Source organism: Acinetobacter variabilis (genome assembly GCF_000369625.1).
In the GTDB taxonomy this organism is placed as follows: Bacteria; Pseudomonadota; Gammaproteobacteria; order Pseudomonadales; family Moraxellaceae; genus Acinetobacter; species Acinetobacter variabilis.
The window spans coordinates 382,808-400,760 of the sequence record NZ_KB850112.1 but is presented as its reverse complement, the minus strand read 5'-3'; the positions used below and the strand labels follow the sequence as shown (position 1 = coordinate 400,760).

Genomic DNA, 17,953 nt, shown 5'->3' with positions numbered 1-17,953 from the left:
AAGCCGGCATGCGCCGACTTTTTCAAATGCATTTCTTAGCGTAATTTTAAGGTCATTAGGCCCAAAACTACCAGCATAATCGTAATAATCCAGAACCGGATGACGACTTGAGTTTCACGCCAGCCTTTCTTTTCATAATGGTGATGCAAAGGTGCCATCAGGAATACCCGTTTATTACGCATTCTTAATGAGCCGATTTGCAGGAAGACTGAAACTGCTTCTACCAGGAATACACCTGCCATAATCGCAAACACGATTTCCTGACGCACCATCACGGCAATTGTACCCAGCATTGCACCTAAAGATAATGCACCGACGTCACCCATAAACACTTGAGCTGGGTGAGCGTTATACCAGAGGAATGCCAGACCGGCACCAATCATCGCAGCACAGATGACTACCAGTTCGGAAGAATATTTCACATAAGGAATATGTAAGTAGTTAGCGAAACGTACATCGCCTGCCAGATAAGCAAATACCCCTAAACCTGCTGCAACCAGAACAACTGGCATGATCGCCAAACCGTCTAGACCATCGGTCAGATTTACGGCATTGGATGCACCATTAATCACGAAGTAAGTGAAAATAATGAAGCCAATTCCCAGCGGAATCACGGACAATGGAATGGTGTGATCCTTAAAGAATGGAATCAGCACATCCAGCATATTGGCAGTCACTACCGGATTCGGTTGCTGCTGTGCGATCACATACAGTGCAATACCAGCACCGATTGAACCTACAGACGTCCAAAAGAATTTCTTGCGTGCAGGTAAACCGGCATTGTCCTTATAACGGATTTTAATCCAGTCATCCGCCCAGCCCACGGCGCCGAAAATCACCATCACCGAGAGCACAATCCAGACATAAGGATTCGTCAGGTCTGCCCACAGTAAGGTGGAGATCCCGATCGAGAGCAGGATTAACACCCCACCCATAGTCGGTGTACCCATTTTCTTGGCATGATTCTCAGGAGCAAACGAACTTACTGCCTGACCATATTTTAGTGCCTGCAATTTACGGATCATGATCGGACCCAACACCAAACCGATAGTCATAGCGGTCAAGACGCTGAGCAAAGCACGTAAAGTTAGATAACGAACCACCTGAAACGTGCTATCAAAGCCCGCCAGATGATCAAATAGCCATAACAGCATTTAGAGTTTCTCCATCAATGCAGCCATCAATGTTTCCATATGGGTAAAACGTGAACCCTTGAACAGGAAAGACATTGGCTGGGGATGATGTGTTTCAATCAAATCAATTAAAAACGGTAAAGCCTGCTCTTGATTCAGGAAAGCCTGCATTTTCTTACCATATTGCGTACTACGTGCACCTTCTTGTGCAGCTGGGGCAAATTCACCCACAGCCACCACAAAATCAATGCCTTTGACCGATACCAGATCCCGACCAAGTTTATAATGCTCGATTGCAGCAGATGAACCCAGTTCACCGATATCGCCGGTCACCATCACTCGAATGCCCTGCTGCTGCGCTAAAACTTCAGCCGCTGCACGCATCGAGCTTGGATTGGCATTGTAGGTATCATCAATAAATAAAAAATCTTTATGCGGTATAAAGTTCAAACGACCTTTGGCACCAACAGCTTGTTCAAGGCCAGCCACGATATCATCCAGACTAATACCAATTGCCAAAGAAAAAGCCACCGCTGCAGTTGCGTTTTGCACATTGTGTTCACCAGCAAATGGTAGATTTACGGTTTTACTGCCTTGTGGTGTATTTAGCGTGAAAGTCGCAGATTGCGGATGTAGTTCTACGTCAGTTGCATAGACATCACCGCCCTGACCAAAACTCAAAGTTTTCTCGGTTTTGGCGGCTGCACGGATTTGCTCGGCATAATCATCTGCTGCAGGCACAATCGAAGTTTCAGAAATATGCGAATAGATTTCAGACTTGGCGCGACAAATCCCATCACGGCCACCAAACTCACCTAAGTGTGCGGTACCGATATTAATAATACCGGCCGCGTGCGGCTGTACCAGATTGGAAGTGTAATCAATTTCACCCTGATGGCTTGCACCCAATTCCATCACCGCATACTGATGTTCAGCACGCAATTCCAGTAACATCATTGGGACACCCAAATCATTATTCAGGTTACCGCGAGTGACTAAAGTCGGTGCCAGACGCGACAGGATACTACCCAGCATTTCTTTGGTCGTGGTTTTACCGCTACTACCAGTCAAAGCAATGACTTTAAGCTGTGAGTTTTGCTGACGACGATAAGCGCCAAGATGACCCAATGCCAGACGAGTATCTTCAACTACTAGCTGGCAAATATCTGCGTCAACAGGTTGGCTGACAATCGCGATTCCACAGCCCTTCTCAGCCACTTGAGCGATAAAGTCATGCGCATCAAAACGCTCACCTTTAAGTGCCAGAAAAGCATCCCCTGCTTCGGCATGACGGGAATCAGTTAAAATCCGCTTAATCTGACCTTCAGGTTTTTTATCATTCAGCCAATAACCATGAGTGGCTTGCTGTAACTGTTCAATTGTCCATGGCTCTAGAGGCACGGTACTTGTTGTTGAAGTATGCATGTGAAATCCTAATGCGCTGGAAATGCTAAATCACGGTTGTGATGCTGGGCATCAATTGCGGCCTGTACCTCGACCACATCATCAAACCAATGTCGCACCCCATCAATCTCCTGATAATTTTCGTGTCCCTTACCGGCAATCACTACAATGTCACCTGGCTGCGCCTGGTCGACTACAAAGCGGATTGCTTCACGACGGTCATGAATTTCATGATAGCTTTTGTTTGAAAAATCGATACCCTGCTTCATGTCAGCGAAAATCTGGTTTTGATCTTCAGTACGTGGGTTGTCCGAAGTCAGCACTGCAATATCAGCGCCCTCAAGTGCAGCCTGTGTCATCAACGGACGTTTGCCACGGTCACGATCACCGCCACAGCCAAAAGCAACCCAGAGTTTTTGGCTGACATGGCGCTTCAGCGTAAGCAAGACCTGATTCAGGGCATCTGGAGTATGCGCATAATCCACGACAAATAAACGCTCATCATCACGAATGACCTGCATACGGCCTGGTGCACCTTTCAGCTCAGGCACAGTTGCGATTAAATCGGCTAATGAAAATCCCGCCTGCTCTACCACAACTAGGCTCACAACCAAATTTTCGATATTGAAATGACCTAACAAAGGACTATGCACAGTAAATGTATCTTGTGCAGTGATCAGTTTAAAGTCAGCACCGGAAATACTGTACTGGATATCCTGAACCCGATAATCGGCTGCTTGCGACAAAGAATAAGTCAAAATTTTCGGTTGGTTTGGATTGGTTTTTGCAGCATTCAGCATCACCTCTGCATGTGCGTCATCAATATTGATGACTGCAACTTTCAGAGATTCAAAGCTGAATAAACGCGATTTGGCTTCTGCATAAGCTTCCAGCGTACCGTGATAGTCGAGATGATCTCGACTTAAATTGCTATAAGCCGCAATTTCAATCGCACAACCATTCAGACGGCTCTGCTCCAGACCATGCGAACTCGCTTCAATTGAGGCAAATTCCGCACCTGCCTGTGCATAGGCATGCAAGGCATTTTGCAATTGCAGGGCATCGAGTGTGGTATGAGAAGAGGCTTCCAGATTCGGCAAAATACCATTCCCTGTAGTCCCCATAACTGCACAGGCTTTGCCTTGCAGCATCAGTAACTCAGCAACCAGACGGGAAATCGTGGTTTTACCATTGGTGCCGGTTACAGCCAGAATACGGGCAGCATTGACTGGCTGAGTCGCTTGCAGATAGCGCTTCTGCCACTCGCCCATCAGGTGACGGACATTGGGTACTACCAAAGCTGGAGCAATATCCAGATCTTGTTCTGAAATCACGGCCAGTGCACCCAATGACAGGGCTTTCTTGGCATATTCTGCGGTTTTTTCAGGTTGAGACAAGCTGGTCAGGGCAATAAAAATTTGCCCCAGTTTAACTTTGCGACTGTCCAGTTCGAGACCCTGAAAGGATTGTCGCATCCACTCAGCAGGTTCCTGAACGGTGTAGAGATCTTGAAATGTAATTGACATTGATCACCTATTTACTGGACTTTGGGAGATTCTAAAGGTTTGTCCAACGGGACATTCAGCAGGCGTAAAGACTCCTGCATCACACGGGCAAAGACGGGTGCAGATACCGTACCACCATAGTAGGTGCCTTGTGGGTTTTCTACCACCACCACCATAGCGATCCGTGGGTCACTGACTGGTGCCACGCCGGCAAATAAAGCACGGTATTCATTGGTCGAATAACCTTTACGGTCGGCACGCAATTTATGCGCAGTACCCGTTTTACCTGCAACACGATAACCAGGTACGGTTGCACGGGTTGCTGTACCACCAGGCAAAGTTGCTGTTTCCATCATCAGCAGAACCTGTTCTGCGATTTGAGGATCAATCATCTGCTCGCCTTGTGGCTGTTCTTCCAATTTATACAGACTTAAAGGCACTTTCACACCTTTGTTCGCCAGCATGGCATAGGCATCAGCCAGTTGCAGCACAGTCGCATTCAGACCATAACCATAGGCCATGGTTGCTACTTCAGATACATTCCATTTACTTGGCGGCAGAATCAGACCGGAACTTTCACCCGGAAATTTCACTGCGGAACGCTGACCAAAACCAAGACGCTTATAGAAAGTCGGTAAAGTTTCATAAGGCAGTGACAAAGCTAATTTAGCTACACCGACGTTTGATGATTTCTGGATAATGCCACCCAGTGTCAACTGACCGTAGTTATGCGTATCACGAATAGTGTGGTTTCCGACCCGCATACTACCTGGACTCGTATTGATCACCGAATTGGCCGTATATTTCCCGCTTTCTAGAGCCATCGCCACTGTTAGCGGCTTCATGGTTGAACCCGGCTCGAAGGAATCGACAGCGCCACGGTTACGCATTGCGTCTTTATTTAATAAGCCATTCTTGTCATTCGGGTTATAAGAAGGCCAAGAAGACATTGCCAGAATTTCACCAGTTTTGACATCGACTGCAATCGCCGTTGCGGAGCGGGCATTATTGGCGACACCCGCTGCAGTGAGTTCACGGTACATGATGTACTGTAAACGTGAGTCGATACTCAGGGTAATATTTTCACCCGGCTCGACTTCTTTAATCACTTCCGGCTCTTTAACGCGGTTGCCTTTTTTGTCACGGATAATCTGCTGTTCACCATCCTGACCGGCAAGACGGGTATTCAGCTGCATCTCCAGACCTTCGATCCCAGTTCCTTCACTATTGGTCAGACCAATAATCTGGGAGTTTGGCTGCGGCTGCGGATAATAGCGCTTATAGTTTTTCTCGGTATAGACGCCTTGGAAATTACGCTTCATGATCAGTTCTGCCTGTTGTGGCGGCACTTCTTTTTTCAGGATCAGATAACGTGAACGTGGACGCTCTTCCATTTTTTTGCGCAATTCAGCACGATCCATACCCACTGCATCAGCCAGCTCATCCAGATTCAGGTTTTTATCTGGGAGTTGACGTTTCAGTTTACGGCTATTCGGCTCTTTCTGTAGCGCCAGCATGGTCTCATCATAAAGTTTTTTATTATCAAAATAGTCACGTGGGTCAATCACGATTTTCATAATCGGCGTACTGATCGCCAGCGGAATACCATTACGATCATAAATTACTCCACGCATAGCCTTGATGGTATTGGTTCGCAGAATATTGGCATTGGCTTTATTTTGCAGAAAATCCTTATTAATAATCTGCACATAAAAAGCTCGGCCGATCAGTGTTACAAAACACAGCAGCACCACGGCCCACATGATGTAAAAACGGTTGATATAAACATTTAAGGCATTTTTCTCGGTGACGGACTGCTTTTTACGTACCGGTTGCTTCTTTCTCTTGTCTACCATGTTCGAGCGCTAGCCTTATTTTTTCTCATCTGAAGGTTGTGGTAAGGAAATTACGACACTCTGTGAAATCGGAGGTGAATACATCCTTAACTGAGTCACTGCACGGGTACCAATCTGCGCGGTCGCACCAAAGGTCTGCTGTTCAATCAGCAAACGTCCCCACTCTGCATTCAGGTCATCCCGTTCACGCAGATAGGTACTCAGTTTGCGGTTATCCTGACGGTATTCAAAGACCTGGAAGACGACAAATACCGCACTGATGAAGACCATCAACATTAATATGAGGTAAACAATGACTTTTTTCAGCCATAACTTTTCTGTTTTTTTATCAACCACTTCAGTTTTCATGATGTGCCTATTAAGCTAAACGTTCTGCCACGCGCAGCCATGCGCTACGTGAACGAGGATTGGCTTTAACTTCCTCATCACTTGCCTTGACCCGGGCGATTTTCTTTAAACGTCGCGTATCCTTTTGTTGTTGCGGCATTCCCCAGCCTGAATCTTCTTCAAGCGTTGATTCTTTTTGAATAAACTGCTTAATCAACCGGTCTTCCAGTGAGTGGAAGCTGATGACAGCCAAACGTCCCTCTGGTTTTAAAATTTCAACCGCTTGAGGGAGGAAAGTTTCAATATCTTCTAATTCTTTATTAATAGCAATACGAATTGCCTGGAAAGTTCGGGTGGCAGCATGTTTATTTTTTTCCCATTTTGGATGGGCAACTTTCACAATTTCCGCCAGTTTGGCTGTGGTATCAATATATCCAGCAGCCTTGATCGCTTTGGCTATACGGCGACTATAACGCTCTTCACCATACTGAAAAATCACATTAGCCAGTGCTTCTTCTTCAATATCTACCAGCCATTCGGCTGCAGTCGGACCTTGCGAGTTGTCCATGCGCATATCCAGCGGGCCATCTTTCATAAAGCTGAAACCACGTTCTGCCTGATCCAGCTGCGGTGAAGACACCCCTAAGTCAGCCATCACACCATCTACACTTGCAATACCCTGCTCAGCCAGTGCCTGTTTTAAATCAGCGAAGCTGGCATGAATAATTTTAAACCGTGAATCTTCCTGTTCCAGTTCTGCAGCAACAGCCAATGCTTGCGGGTCTTTATCGAAGGCGTAGACGCGTGCATTTTCATCCAATTTGGAAAGCAATAAACGTGTATGCCCACCGCGGCCAAAGGTTCCATCCACATAAATTCCCGTATTGCGACCAGCCAATAAGGCATCAATCGTTTCGTGAAGTAATACAGAAATATGTGACATAAAAACTCAATCAATAGGGCGAAAAATTTAACTGCACATTATCACTCTGTTTAGCTAAAGCTCCAAACGACTTTTTGTAGATAAATATTAATTTCTATAGAGAAAACCGTTTTTATTTTTCGACAGTCGATAAAAAAGCCTCCATCGAGGAAGCTTTTTTTATATTTTAAATTTATTTTTTAATCAATGGATTAACGCTTCGAATTATAGATCTGGTCGAAGATCGCGCCATTCACAAAGTGAGTTTTCTGTGCATTGGCCCAGCCACCGAACGCTTCATCAATGGTAAAGGTTTTAATTTTCGGGAACTGTGATGAATATTTGGCTAAGACTTTCTCATTACGTGGACGATAGAAATGTCGTGCTGCCATGTCCTGACCAAGTGGAGAATAAAGATAGTTGATATAACCTTTAGCTAACCATTTGTTGCCATTTTTATCCACTGTACGATCTACGATGGCTACAGAGGGTTCAGTCAAAATGGTCAAAGATGGATAAACGATATCAAACTTATTTTTACCCAGAGTTTTTTGCGTTACCAGAGCTTCATTTTCCCAAGTTAACAGCACATCACCAATATTACGTTCAGCAAATGTAGTCATCGATGCACGTGCAGCAGAGTCCATCACTTTGACGTTTTTATAAAGCTTGCCGACAAATTCTTGGGCTTTGGCTTTGCTACCACCCGGCTGTTTCTCTGCATAACCCCAAGCTGACAGGTAAACCCAACGTGGCAAACCACCCGTTTTCGGGTTTGGTGTAATAATTTCTACGCCCGGTTTAGTCAGATCTTTCCAGTCTTTAATTCCTTTAGGGTTACCCTTACGCACCATGAAGACAATCGTTGAAGTATAAGGTGCAGAATTATGCGGGAACTCTTTTTGCCAGCCTGGCTGAATCTGGCCAGATCTTACGATCTCTTCAATATCGTTTGCCAATGCCAAGGTAACCACATCACCTTTTAAACCGTCGACCACAGAACGGGCCTGTTTACCTGAACCGCCGTGTGACTGTTTAAAGTTCACATCAATACCGGTTCGTTTTTTCCAGTAGGCACCAAAAGATTTGTTAAATTCGTCATAGAATTCACGGGTTGCATCATAAGAAACGTTCAGGAATTCACGATCCGCGGCTTGGCTCGCAGTTGCAGTAAATGTCAGACCTGTTGCCAATAAGGCAACACTAACCAGTGATTTTAATTGAGTTTTCATAAGAGCATCGGGAGATTATCTTCATTAGATATAACTATATGAAATAAAGTTATTTTTCGCAATTGAGCAAACAAAGTGCATACAGGGTAATATTTAGTTATTTTTTGTTTTAATTTCATGTTTTATATAAGGCGGATTCAAGCGGCAAGTGCAACAGTATAAAAACCAGCCATAACTTCACTCGGTGTATACCAACCTAGTGTTTTTCTAGGACGATGGTTGAGTGCAAATTCTATCTGCTCTATTTGTTCGTTTGACACGCCATCCAACGATGATGATTTTGGCAGATATTGACGGATTAAACCATTCGTATTTTCATTTCTAGCTCGCTGAATAGACTTGTAAGGATCAGCAAAATACGTCTCTATGCCAGCATCAGTAATTCTTTTGTGTTCGGAAAATTCTTTGCCATTATCAAATGTCACACTATAAGCATGGCTCATTTGTAAACGATCTAATGCACAAGTAATCGTTTGAGAGGATGCTCTTGTTGGCCCTAAATGAACAATATGTACATACAGGCTCTTTCGATCAACGAGAGTCAATAAAGCACCTTTATGATGTTTACCAATCACCGTGTCACCTTCGAAATCTCCTAAACGTTGTCGTTGATCAATGACCTGGTCTCGGCAGTGAATACTTGTTTTATCAATGATTTGACCCCTACGATCCGTGTTTTTGTAACCGCGTTTTCGATATTTCTTCTGATGCCTTAAATGTAGATGAAGTTTACCGCCTTTTGATTTATCTTGATAAATGTACTGGTAAATCCACTCATGTGAAGGTACATCCAGCCAACCGCGTTGTGTTAAAGCACCTGAAATTTGTTCGGGTGACCAGTCCAAACCAATCAAATAATCAATATAAGCGAAGGCAAATGCTGTCATTGATGATGAAGGACGGTACCGTCTTTGACTTGCAAATTTAGCTGCCTGTTGAGCTCTATATCCACGTTGCCCAGTATTTCTTTTTAATTCACGGTAGATGGTTGATCGTGAACGTCCTAATTCCCGAGCAAGGGTAGCGATTGAACTTTTACTTTTCAAAGTAGCATAAATTTCGTATCTTTCATCTTGAGAAAGTTGGGTGTATTTCTTCATTGTGTGCTTTCCAATTGCGAGTTGAAAAAGTCTAATGATTCTATGAATACACCTAACTTTTTCAACTAACTACAAATGTGTTGCACTTGGGATTTGAATCTGCGTAATAAAAATATCTAGATTAAAGACTTATTCTATTTTTATAGCATTTTATGCTTTAGATATAAAAAAAACGGATAATTAATTATCCACTTTCTAAATTAAGGTTCGGTAATTAAAATCATTTACGGTTTTCCGCAGAGATCTGATCGTAAATTGCTCCATTCACAAAATGGGTTTTCTACGCTTTTGCCCAGCCGCCAAAGACTTTATCAATAGTAAAAGTCTGGATTTTTGGGAATTGAGCTGCATATTTCGCTGCTGCTTTGGCATCACGTGGACGGAAGTAGTATTTTGCTGCCAGCTCCTGCCCTTTTGGTGAATATAAATAGTTTAAATAACCTTTGGCCAAATTACGGTTACCATTTTTATCCACGGTCTTGTCGACAATCGCCACTGAAGGTTCAGCCAGAATGGAAATTGAAGGATAAATAATTTCATATTTATCTTTACCCAGACCTTGCGTCGCCAATAACGCTTCATTTTCCCAAGAGAGTAATACATCGCCGATCCCGCGTTCAGCAAAGATCGTTAAGGAACCACGCGCACCTGAATCCAATACTTTGACATTGGCATAGAGTTTTTTCACCAGTTCTTTGGCTTTGGCATCATTACCACCTGGCTGTTTTAGGGCATAACCCCAAGCCGACAGATAAATCCAGCGCGGTGCACCACCGGTTTTTGGGTTTGGCGTAATAATTTCAACGCCTGGTTTGGTTAGATCATTCCAGTCTTTAATCTGTTTTGGATTGCCTTTACGAACCAGAAATACAATCGTAGTGGTATAAGGAGCCGAATTACTTGGGAACTCTTTCTGCCAGCCCTTTTTGATTAAGCCTGCATTAACGATTTCTTCGATGTCATTGGCCAGTGCCAATGTGACTACATCGGCCTGCAAACCACCGACCACAGAGCGTGCTTGTTTGCCTGAACCGCCATGCGACTGTTTAAAATTGACTGCTTGCCCGGTTCTCTGTTTCCAGAACTTGCCAAATTCTTCATTATATTCCTGATAGAATTCGCGGGTCGGATCATGGGAAACGTTGAGAAAGTCTTTAGCAGCATAGCCAGGAATGGCACTTCCGCCAAGTAATACTAAAATAGTAGAAGTTATTATCTTTTTCATGATTGGAGCTCATTGCTAATTTATCTTTATCCAGCACTATATAAATAAAAAAGCACTTAACAATCATGTGCTTATAATATTTTATCCAATCATATTCTATTTTTGATATATATGCTCACAATTCATTTCGGATACATTTTCACCTAAAAATTTAATATCCTGCTACAATATAAGACAGTTCTTCACGATCTCTACACAGTTATCTGTTACAAATAGGCAACTTAAATGTGGAAATTCTGAAATTTAGTAATTTTCCACAGAGAAATATTAGTTTTTTGTAAAAAATGTGACCTGGTTCTACTTTTTTATATCTGAATGTGATTAGATTGTAGCCAGTATTATAACAACATTTTTAACAAAACAAGATTAACCAGAGCTAAGGAGGAAGTTTGGATATGAAATTTAAAATATTCACAGCCAGCATCCTAAGTCTTATCATGCTGTTCTCGATTCAACTTGGCCATGCTGTAGTTGTAAAAACAGAGCTACCTAAAGCCTCTGTAAATGCAATTGAAGTGAAAACCTCACCAATTGAAAAAGCAATTCAGCAACATAAAGCTGATAAAAATGCTTTTCATACTGAGGATGAACTTAAAGCGCTGACTGCGTTCAAATCAAATCCGACTCAAAGCTTTTTTGCAGCTCAAAACCTGCGCTTTACCCGTTTTGTGCAAAGTATTTTTTCTCCGAGCAATTCATAAGACTTAGTTTTAGTTCTCCACCTTCGTTATATTTTGCTCATCCTGAAAAGCCACATCATTCAATGTTGAATAAAGCATTAAGTGATGTGGCTTTTTCGTTATAATAGCTGCAATTTTATATTTAAGATTAGATCCAGCTATGACTGTTCGTACTCGTATTGCACCTTCTCCTACCGGTTTCCCGCATGTGGGAACTGCCTATATTGCCCTGTTCAACCTGTGTTTTGCCAAACAGCACGGTGGTGAATTTATTCTTCGTATTGAAGATACGGATCAGCTGCGTTCTACTCCTGAATCTGAAAAAATGATTCTGGACTCACTACGCTGGTTAGGCCTGAACTGGTCAGAAGGCCCAGATGTCGGTGGTCCACATGCACCATATCGTCAGTCAGAACGGATGAGCATCTATAAAAAATACGCAGAAGAACTGGTAGATAAAGGTCATGCCTTCTACTGTTTCGCAACAGCGCAAGAACTGGATGAAATGCGTGCTGAACAGCAGGCGCGTGGCGAAACTCCACGCTACGATGGTCGCGGTCTAAAACTGTCTAAAGAAGAAGTGGCACGTCGTCTGGCAGCTGGTGAACCGCACGTGATCCGTATGAAAGTGCCGACTGAAGGGGTATGTACCTTTAATGACATGCTCCGTGGTGAAGTAGAAATTCCCTGGGCGCAAGTCGACATGCAAATTCTGCTAAAAACTGATGGTCTGCCAACTTACCATCTGGCAAACGTGGTTGATGATCACCTAATGCAAATTACGCATGTGATTCGTGGTGAAGAATGGATTCCATCTGCACCGAAACATCAGTTGCTGTACAAATACTTTGGTTGGGATATGCCAGTCCTGTGCCACATGCCGCTACTGCGTAATCCGGATAAATCAAAACTGTCGAAACGCAAAAACCCGACTTCAATCAATTACTATAAAGACATCGGTGTATTGCCAGAAGCGTTGCTGAACTATCTGGGCCGTATGGGCTGGTCAATGCCAGATGAGCGTGAAAAATTCACTTTGGCTGAAATGATTGAACACTTTGATATTAACCGTGTCTCTCTGGGTGGTCCAATCTTTGATGTTGAGAAACTGAACTGGTTAAATGGTCAGTGGATTAAAGCCCTCTCTCCTGCTGAACTGTTAGATACCCTACTGACCTGGAAAGCAGACCGTGCCAAACTGGAAGAAATCGCTGCTGCAATTCAACCACGGATCAATCTGCTGTCTGAAGCAGTGAATTGGTCAGCGCATTATTTCAACCATTTCCCGACTTTGACTAAAGAACAGTTCGAAAGCAAAAAACTTTCTGAAGAACAAGTTCGTCAAAGCCTGCAATTTGCGATCTGGCGTCTGGAAAGCCTGTTCACCTGGAACAATGACACTGTCAGCCAAACGCTGATGGATTTGGCGAATCAGATGGGTATTAAATTACGTGACTTTATGCCAGCGTTCTTTATTGCGATTGCCGGTTCAACCGCTTCTACCCCAGTTATGCAGACCATGGTTACCATTGGTCCGGATCTGACTTTTGCTCGTCTGCGCCACGCGCTGGAAGTTGTCGGTGGCCCTAGCAAAAAGGAAGTAAAAGCTTGGGAGAAACTGAATGAGAGTCTGAAACTGCCGAAAAATGAAGCAGTTGATCAAGCTTAATTTATTTTTTAGTTGACGGCTGAGCGTTATATCCATAATATAGCGCTCACACAGACTGGGGTCATAGCTCAGTTGGTAGAGCGCTACAATGGCATTGTAGAGGTCAGGAGTTCGATCCTCCTTGACTCCACCAAATAAGTCTTGCTTTACCTGTGTATTTGCCTCATTTGTCCCTATCGTCTAGAGGCCTAGGACATCGCCCTTTCACGGCGGTAACCGGGGTTCGAATCCCCGTAGGGACGCCATATTCAAGATGGCAACATCTTAATAAAAAACCCAAGCATTGTGACTTGGGTTTTTTATTGTCTGTCTGTTTTATATTGGCGGTATTTCGGTTTTTGCGTATCTTCCGATAAAATAATCAGTAATTTAGAATTTTGGAGTTGTAATGCAATATCGTTGCCCTAAATGTCAAAGCCCAAAAATCATGCCCGTGGCTCAGCCAGGTCAACCGGCGGCGCGTCCTGTCGTGCCTAAAAGCCTGATCATGCTGGTGCCTGCCCTGTTTGTATTATTGCTATTGGTCATCATTAGCATCGCGATGTGGATTTTTGGAGATGGTGCAGGTACGACTTTACAGACCGCTACTGTGATCGTGTTTATAATCTGTCTGATCGCAGGCTTCATGTTCTATAAAGATTTACCTGATTTTAAAATTTCCATGCAGGCTTTCATGCAAAGTCAAAAAAAATGGAAATGCCGTGAATGCAATCATGAGTGGGAGATCTGATTTCTATAGTTTACTCATTTTCAAAGCCGAAAAATCTTGCATGCTTATGCAAGATTTTTTTATTAGTAAAACTAAATCTTCTAACCCCTAATATAAAAATGTCGACTAGAACAACAAATTCATATTTCTTCCAATTTGCTTCACTTTTAAAATGAAGTTTTTTTATTTCTACTGCTTGTTTTTGCTCATTAAATACACAAAAATATTAACATGAGACTAAAAGCATGCAATTCATTACCGAAATAAAACCGCTTAATATTGTAGTCTTTAGTGGATAGTTTAATTAATTATTAATAATGGCAAACATGAGGAACAAAAAATGCTTAAACTCAAAAAAGTCATACATTTTCTGTTTTCTCACGATGAACCAACAAATTCAGATATGGAAAATTCTATGTCTGAAGCAGACACCTGTTATCTGGAAGCTGTGCAACTTGAAAAGCTTTGCCATGCTTTAAAGCAACGCCAAGTCGAACATTTTCAAATTGCGCAACTAGAGCAGCAAGAAAGTTATCAACGCAATGCTTTCTGGAACTACTTAAGTGCAGCAACACGTGGACACGTCGAAGCGCAATATAGACTGGGTAAACACTTTCTTAAAGGTAGTCTAGGTTTAGATCAGAATTATTTTCATGCTGAAGAATGGCTGAATAAGGCTAAACAGCAAGGTCATTTAAAAGCTGCGCGGTTGTTATCGAATACTTATAGCCAAATGAGTTTCCAATATTAAATAAAAAACCAGCCCGAAGGCTGGTTTTTTTTATGCGCTTTGATTAAGCACCAATTTTTCGGTATTTCTGACGCTTCGCTGCCAGATCATCGCCATATTTCTTACGGCGATACTCTTCAAACTCGGTATAGTTACCGGTGAAGAATTCTGGAGTCTCATCTTCAAATGACAAAATGTGAGTCGCAATACGGTCCAGGAACCAGCGGTCATGCGATACCACCATCACACAGCCTGGGAATACCAGAATTGCATCTTCTAACGCACGTAAAGTTTCTACGTCCAGGTCGTTTGATGGTTCATCGAGCAGGATTACGTTCGCACCTTGTTGCAGGATTTTCGCAAGTTGTAAACGGTTACGCTCACCACCTGACAATTCACCTACGCGTTTTTGCTGATCTTGGCCTTTAAAGTTAAAGCGTCCAATATAAGCACGAGATGCAATTTCATAATCACCCACTTTCAGGATGTCCAGACCGCCAGACACTTCTTCCCAAACGGTTTTATTATCGTCTAGGGTGTCACGGATCTGACCCACATAAGCAACTTTTACAGAATCACCTAAAGTTACCGTACCGGTATCGGGTTGCTGTTCGCCCGTCATCATACGGAACAGTGTAGTTTTACCTGCACCGTTTGGACCTACGATACCGACAATCGCTGTTGGTGGTACTGTGAAAGACAAGTCTTTATACAGCAGTTTGTCACCAAACGATTTGCTAATCCCTTCAACTTCAACCACCTTGTTGCCCAGACGTGGACCAGGTGGAATGTAGATTTCAGAAGTTTCGTTACGTTGCTGGAATTCACGAGAGTTAAGCTCTTCGAAACGTTCCATACGTGCTTTGTTTTTCTTCTGCTGGCCTTTCGCATTTGAACGAACCCATTCAAGTTCTTTTTTCAATGCTTTAGCAAAAGATTCTTCCTGCTTGTTCTCTTGTTCTAAACGCGCATTTTTCTGTTCCAGCCAAGAAGAATAGTTACCTTGGTAAGGAATACCATGTCCGCGGTCAAGCTCCAGAATCCACTCGGCCACGTTATCCAGGAAGTAACGGTCGTGCGTAATCGCCACGATGGTGCCCGGAAAGTCTTTCAGGAAGCGTTCCAGCCAAGATACAGATTCTGCATCCAAGTGGTTGGTCGGTTCGTCGAGAAGCAGCATGTCTGGTTTAGACAGCAGTAAACGACATAATGCAACACGACGGCGTTCACCACCTGAAAGCATGGTTACATCTGCATCCCATGCAGGCAGATTTAATGCTGCTGCAGCCTGTTCCAACTGGTTATTCAGGTTATGCGCATCCCAAGTCTGGATAATTGCTTCCAGTTTTTCCTGTTCTTTCGCCAAAGCATCGAAGTCTGCATCCGGATCTGCATAGTCTGCAAATACCTGATCAAGGCGTTCTAATGCATCAAGTGCTTCACGTACGCCGTCTTCAACGTTGCCACGAACGTCTTTGGTTGGATCAAGTGGTGGTTCTTGCTCGAGGTAACCGATTTTGATACCCGGTTGCGCACGTGCTTCACCAGAGAAATCTTTATCTACGCCCGCCATAATACGAAGCAAAGTAGATTTACCTGCACCGTTCAGACCAAGCACACCAATTTTTGCGCCTGGGAAAAATGATAAGGAGATATCCTTGAGAATTTCGCGCTTTGGCGGAACCATCTTGGACACTCGGTTCATCGTATAAATATATTGGGCCACGTAGGACTCCTCAATTGAAAAACCAAATGGGGAAGAAACAAACTTCCCCTGCTCAATCATGAGCGAAAAAATAATCGGCTATTATACGCAGAAAGTCTTCAAAACATAAGCCATTCACGTGAAGTTAATGCCTTGTTACAAGTTTAATCCTGTTTATTTTTCAAACAGTATTTCTGACACCTAAACTTGCATTATTTTGGTGATGCTATATCGTAAATTAAGATATTCATTTGAATAAATATGCACTTTTCTTCATATTTCAAGTGCTAATATTTGAGCAGTTTCAATACAGCAAAAAACACAAGAAGACCAACGATCATGACTTATAAAGCAGAAACTTTAGCGATTCACGCAGGCTATAGCCCGGAACCTACTACTAAAGCTGTTGCGGTTCCCATTTATCAAACTACCTCATATGCTTTTGACAATACTCAGCACGGTGCAGACCTGTTTGATTTAAAAGTTCAGGGCAATATTTATACCCGTATCATGAACCCAACCACGGCAGTGCTGGAACAACGTATTGCAGCTATGGAAGGCGGAATTGGTGCGCTGGCATTGGCTTCGGGTATGGCTGCGATTACCTATGCGATTCAGACCATTGCTGAAGCGGGTGACAATATTGCTTCAGTGTCTACTTTATATGGCGGCACCTATAACCTGTTTGCGCATACGCTGCCTAAACAAGGGATAGAAGTTCGCTTCTTTGATTATCAAAATCCAGAGGCATTACGTGGCCTAATTGATGACAAAACCAAACTGGTTTTTGTGGAATCGATCGGTAACCCGCTGGGCAATATCATTGATCTGGAAGCGATTTCCAAGATTGCCCATGAATATGGCATACCAGTCATCGTTGATAATACAGTTGCCACCCCAGTCCTACAGAAATCTTTTGATTTCGGTGCCGACATCGTGGTGCATTCACTGACCAAATATATTGGTGGTCACGGGAATTCGATTGGCGGCATTATCGTGGATAGTGGCAAGTTCCCATGGGGGCAACATGCCGAGCGTTTCCCTGCTTTGAATACACCGGATCCGAGTTATCATGGTGTGAATTATGTCAAAGCTTTAGGTGAAGCGGCGTATATAGCGCGTGCTCGTGTCGTACCTCTGCGTAATACCGGGGCAGCGATCAGCCCACAAAATGTATTTTTAATTCTGCAAGGCTTGGAAACTTTGAGCCTGCGTATGGAGCGTCATACTGAAAATGCGCTGAAGGTTGCAGAATATTTACAACAACATCCGAAAGTAAAATGGGTCAATTATGCCGGTCTGAAAGATCACCCGCAGCATGCTTTGGCACAAAAATATGTGAAAGGTAAACCGTCTGCCATTCTGACTTTTGGTGTAGAAGGTGGTCGTGAAGGCGGTGCCCGTTTTATTGATGCCCTGCAACTGTTCACCCGTCTGGTCAATATTGGGGATGCCAAGAGTCTCGCCTGTCATCCTGCAACCACCACCCACCGCCAGCTCAATCCTGAAGAGCTTAAATCAGCAGGTGTGAGTGAAGATATGGTTCGTTTATCAATCGGGATTGAACATATTGATGACCTGATTGCGGATCTGGAACAATCTCTCACAGCAGTTTAAGCGCCATTTTAAAGCAGAAAACTCCAGCAAAAATGCTGGAGTTTTTTTATTTATTTTTTGAATACAATCACTTGCTTTGTTATTTATTTTCATGATAAAAATCAATTGAAACGGCGAACACAAATAGAGCAATTACTCT

15 protein-coding genes and 2 tRNA genes are annotated in these 17,953 nt (G+C 43.4%); 7 read left to right on the top strand and 10 right to left on the bottom strand.

The window, feature by feature from the left end:
* Positions 1-35: 35 nt before the first annotated feature.
* From mraY to F897_RS04395, 9 genes are all read right to left on the bottom strand, one after another.
* Positions 36-1,154: a phospho-N-acetylmuramoyl-pentapeptide-transferase gene (gene mraY / locus F897_RS04435; protein WP_005233582.1), complete on the bottom strand. Its 1,119-nt coding sequence runs from the start codon at positions 1,152-1,154 to the stop codon at positions 36-38.
* On the bottom strand, positions 1,155-2,558 hold the full coding sequence (locus F897_RS04430; RefSeq protein ID WP_005233581.1) for a UDP-N-acetylmuramoyl-tripeptide--D-alanyl-D-alanine ligase: 1,404 nt from the start codon (positions 2,556-2,558) through the stop codon (positions 1,155-1,157).
* A gap of 8 nt (positions 2,559-2,566) precedes the next feature.
* Complete coding sequence (locus F897_RS04425) at positions 2,567-4,063, bottom strand: UDP-N-acetylmuramoyl-L-alanyl-D-glutamate--2,6-diaminopimelate ligase (protein ID WP_005233580.1); 1,497 nt, start codon at positions 4,061-4,063, stop codon at positions 2,567-2,569.
* 11 nt (positions 4,064-4,074) lie between these two features.
* On the bottom strand, positions 4,075-5,898 hold the full coding sequence (gene ftsI, locus F897_RS04420; RefSeq protein ID WP_005233578.1) for a penicillin-binding protein PBP3: 1,824 nt from the start codon (positions 5,896-5,898) through the stop codon (positions 4,075-4,077).
* A 15-nt stretch (positions 5,899-5,913) separates the two neighbouring features.
* Entirely contained in the window at positions 5,914-6,246 is a 333-nt protein-coding gene (gene ftsL / locus F897_RS04415) for a cell division protein FtsL (protein ID WP_004787146.1), read from the bottom strand.
* A 10-nt stretch (positions 6,247-6,256) separates the two neighbouring features.
* The gene (gene rsmH, locus F897_RS04410; protein WP_005233576.1) at positions 6,257-7,168 is read right to left on the bottom strand and encodes a 16S rRNA (cytosine(1402)-N(4))-methyltransferase RsmH; all 912 of its coding nucleotides are present in this window, start codon (positions 7,166-7,168) and stop codon (positions 6,257-6,259) included.
* A 191-nt stretch (positions 7,169-7,359) separates the two neighbouring features.
* Positions 7,360-8,379: a sulfate ABC transporter substrate-binding protein gene (locus tag F897_RS04405; protein WP_005233575.1), complete on the bottom strand. Its 1,020-nt coding sequence runs from the start codon at positions 8,377-8,379 to the stop codon at positions 7,360-7,362.
* Between the two features lie 137 nt (positions 8,380-8,516).
* The gene (locus F897_RS04400) at positions 8,517-9,479 is read right to left on the bottom strand and encodes an IS30-like element IS18 family transposase (protein ID WP_005233574.1); all 963 of its coding nucleotides are present in this window, start codon (positions 9,477-9,479) and stop codon (positions 8,517-8,519) included.
* Positions 9,480-9,759: 280 nt separating this feature from the next.
* Positions 9,760-10,704 (bottom strand): sulfate ABC transporter substrate-binding protein, encoded by a 945-nt coding sequence (locus tag F897_RS04395; RefSeq protein ID WP_005233573.1) that lies wholly within the window; start codon positions 10,702-10,704, stop codon positions 9,760-9,762.
* A gap of 395 nt (positions 10,705-11,099) precedes the next feature.
* Between F897_RS04395 and F897_RS04390 the strand changes: the two genes are divergently transcribed.
* The 6 genes from F897_RS04390 (at position 11,100) to F897_RS04365 (ending at position 14,513) form a co-directional block, all read left to right on the top strand.
* Complete coding sequence (locus tag F897_RS04390) at positions 11,100-11,405, top strand: hypothetical protein (RefSeq protein ID WP_005233572.1); 306 nt, start codon at positions 11,100-11,102, stop codon at positions 11,403-11,405.
* A 139-nt stretch (positions 11,406-11,544) separates the two neighbouring features.
* Positions 11,545-13,053, top strand: a complete 1,509-nt coding sequence (gene gltX / locus F897_RS04385; RefSeq protein WP_005233571.1) for a glutamate--tRNA ligase — start codon at positions 11,545-11,547, stop codon at positions 13,051-13,053.
* 57 nt (positions 13,054-13,110) lie between these two features.
* A tRNA-Ala gene (locus F897_RS04380) sits at positions 13,111-13,186 on the top strand.
* Positions 13,187-13,222: 36 nt separating this feature from the next.
* Positions 13,223-13,298: transfer RNA gene (locus tag F897_RS04375), tRNA-Glu, on the top strand.
* 143 nt (positions 13,299-13,441) lie between these two features.
* The gene (locus tag F897_RS04370) at positions 13,442-13,783 is read left to right on the top strand and encodes a hypothetical protein (RefSeq protein ID WP_004787163.1); all 342 of its coding nucleotides are present in this window, start codon (positions 13,442-13,444) and stop codon (positions 13,781-13,783) included.
* A 394-nt stretch (positions 13,784-14,177) separates the two neighbouring features.
* Complete coding sequence (locus F897_RS04365; RefSeq protein WP_224213974.1) at positions 14,178-14,513, top strand: SEL1-like repeat protein; 336 nt, start codon at positions 14,178-14,180, stop codon at positions 14,511-14,513.
* A gap of 43 nt (positions 14,514-14,556) precedes the next feature.
* Here F897_RS04365 and ettA read toward each other — a convergent pair whose 3' ends face one another.
* On the bottom strand, positions 14,557-16,218 hold the full coding sequence (ettA, locus tag F897_RS04360) for an energy-dependent translational throttle protein EttA (protein WP_005233568.1): 1,662 nt from the start codon (positions 16,216-16,218) through the stop codon (positions 14,557-14,559).
* A 318-nt stretch (positions 16,219-16,536) separates the two neighbouring features.
* On the opposite strand from ettA, the gene F897_RS04355 reads away from it, so the two are divergent.
* On the top strand, positions 16,537-17,814 hold the full coding sequence (locus F897_RS04355) for an O-acetylhomoserine aminocarboxypropyltransferase/cysteine synthase family protein (RefSeq protein WP_005233558.1): 1,278 nt from the start codon (positions 16,537-16,539) through the stop codon (positions 17,812-17,814).
* The last annotated feature ends 139 nt before the right edge of the window (positions 17,815-17,953 follow it).

What these genes read in the sequence shown, in the direction of transcription:
- ftsI (WP_005233578.1), bottom strand. Translation starts at nt 5,898, where the DNA reads ATGGTAGACAAGAGAAAGAAGCAACCGGTACGTAAAAAGCAGTCCGTC.
- F897_RS04390 (WP_005233572.1), top strand. Translation starts at nt 11,100, where the DNA reads ATGAAATTTAAAATATTCACAGCCAGCATCCTAAGTCTTATCATGCTG.
- F897_RS04355 (WP_005233558.1), top strand. Translation starts at nt 16,537, where the DNA reads ATGACTTATAAAGCAGAAACTTTAGCGATTCACGCAGGCTATAGCCCG.
- rsmH (WP_005233576.1), bottom strand. Translation starts at nt 7,168, where the DNA reads ATGTCACATATTTCTGTATTACTTCACGAAACGATTGATGCCTTATTG.
- F897_RS04365 (WP_224213974.1), top strand. Translation starts at nt 14,178, where the DNA reads ATGTCTGAAGCAGACACCTGTTATCTGGAAGCTGTGCAACTTGAAAAG.
- ftsL (WP_004787146.1), bottom strand. Translation starts at nt 6,246, where the DNA reads ATGAAAACTGAAGTGGTTGATAAAAAAACAGAAAAGTTATGGCTGAAA.
- mraY (WP_005233582.1), bottom strand. Translation starts at nt 1,154, where the DNA reads ATGCTGTTATGGCTATTTGATCATCTGGCGGGCTTTGATAGCACGTTT.
- F897_RS04430 (WP_005233581.1), bottom strand. Translation starts at nt 2,558, where the DNA reads ATGCATACTTCAACAACAAGTACCGTGCCTCTAGAGCCATGGACAATT.
- F897_RS04400 (WP_005233574.1), bottom strand. Translation starts at nt 9,479, where the DNA reads ATGAAGAAATACACCCAACTTTCTCAAGATGAAAGATACGAAATTTAT.
- F897_RS04395 (WP_005233573.1), bottom strand. Translation starts at nt 10,704, where the DNA reads ATGAAAAAGATAATAACTTCTACTATTTTAGTATTACTTGGCGGAAGT.
- F897_RS04425 (WP_005233580.1), bottom strand. Translation starts at nt 4,063, where the DNA reads ATGTCAATTACATTTCAAGATCTCTACACCGTTCAGGAACCTGCTGAG.
- gltX (WP_005233571.1), top strand. Translation starts at nt 11,545, where the DNA reads ATGACTGTTCGTACTCGTATTGCACCTTCTCCTACCGGTTTCCCGCAT.
- F897_RS04370 (WP_004787163.1), top strand. Translation starts at nt 13,442, where the DNA reads ATGCAATATCGTTGCCCTAAATGTCAAAGCCCAAAAATCATGCCCGTG.
- F897_RS04405 (WP_005233575.1), bottom strand. Translation starts at nt 8,379, where the DNA reads ATGAAAACTCAATTAAAATCACTGGTTAGTGTTGCCTTATTGGCAACA.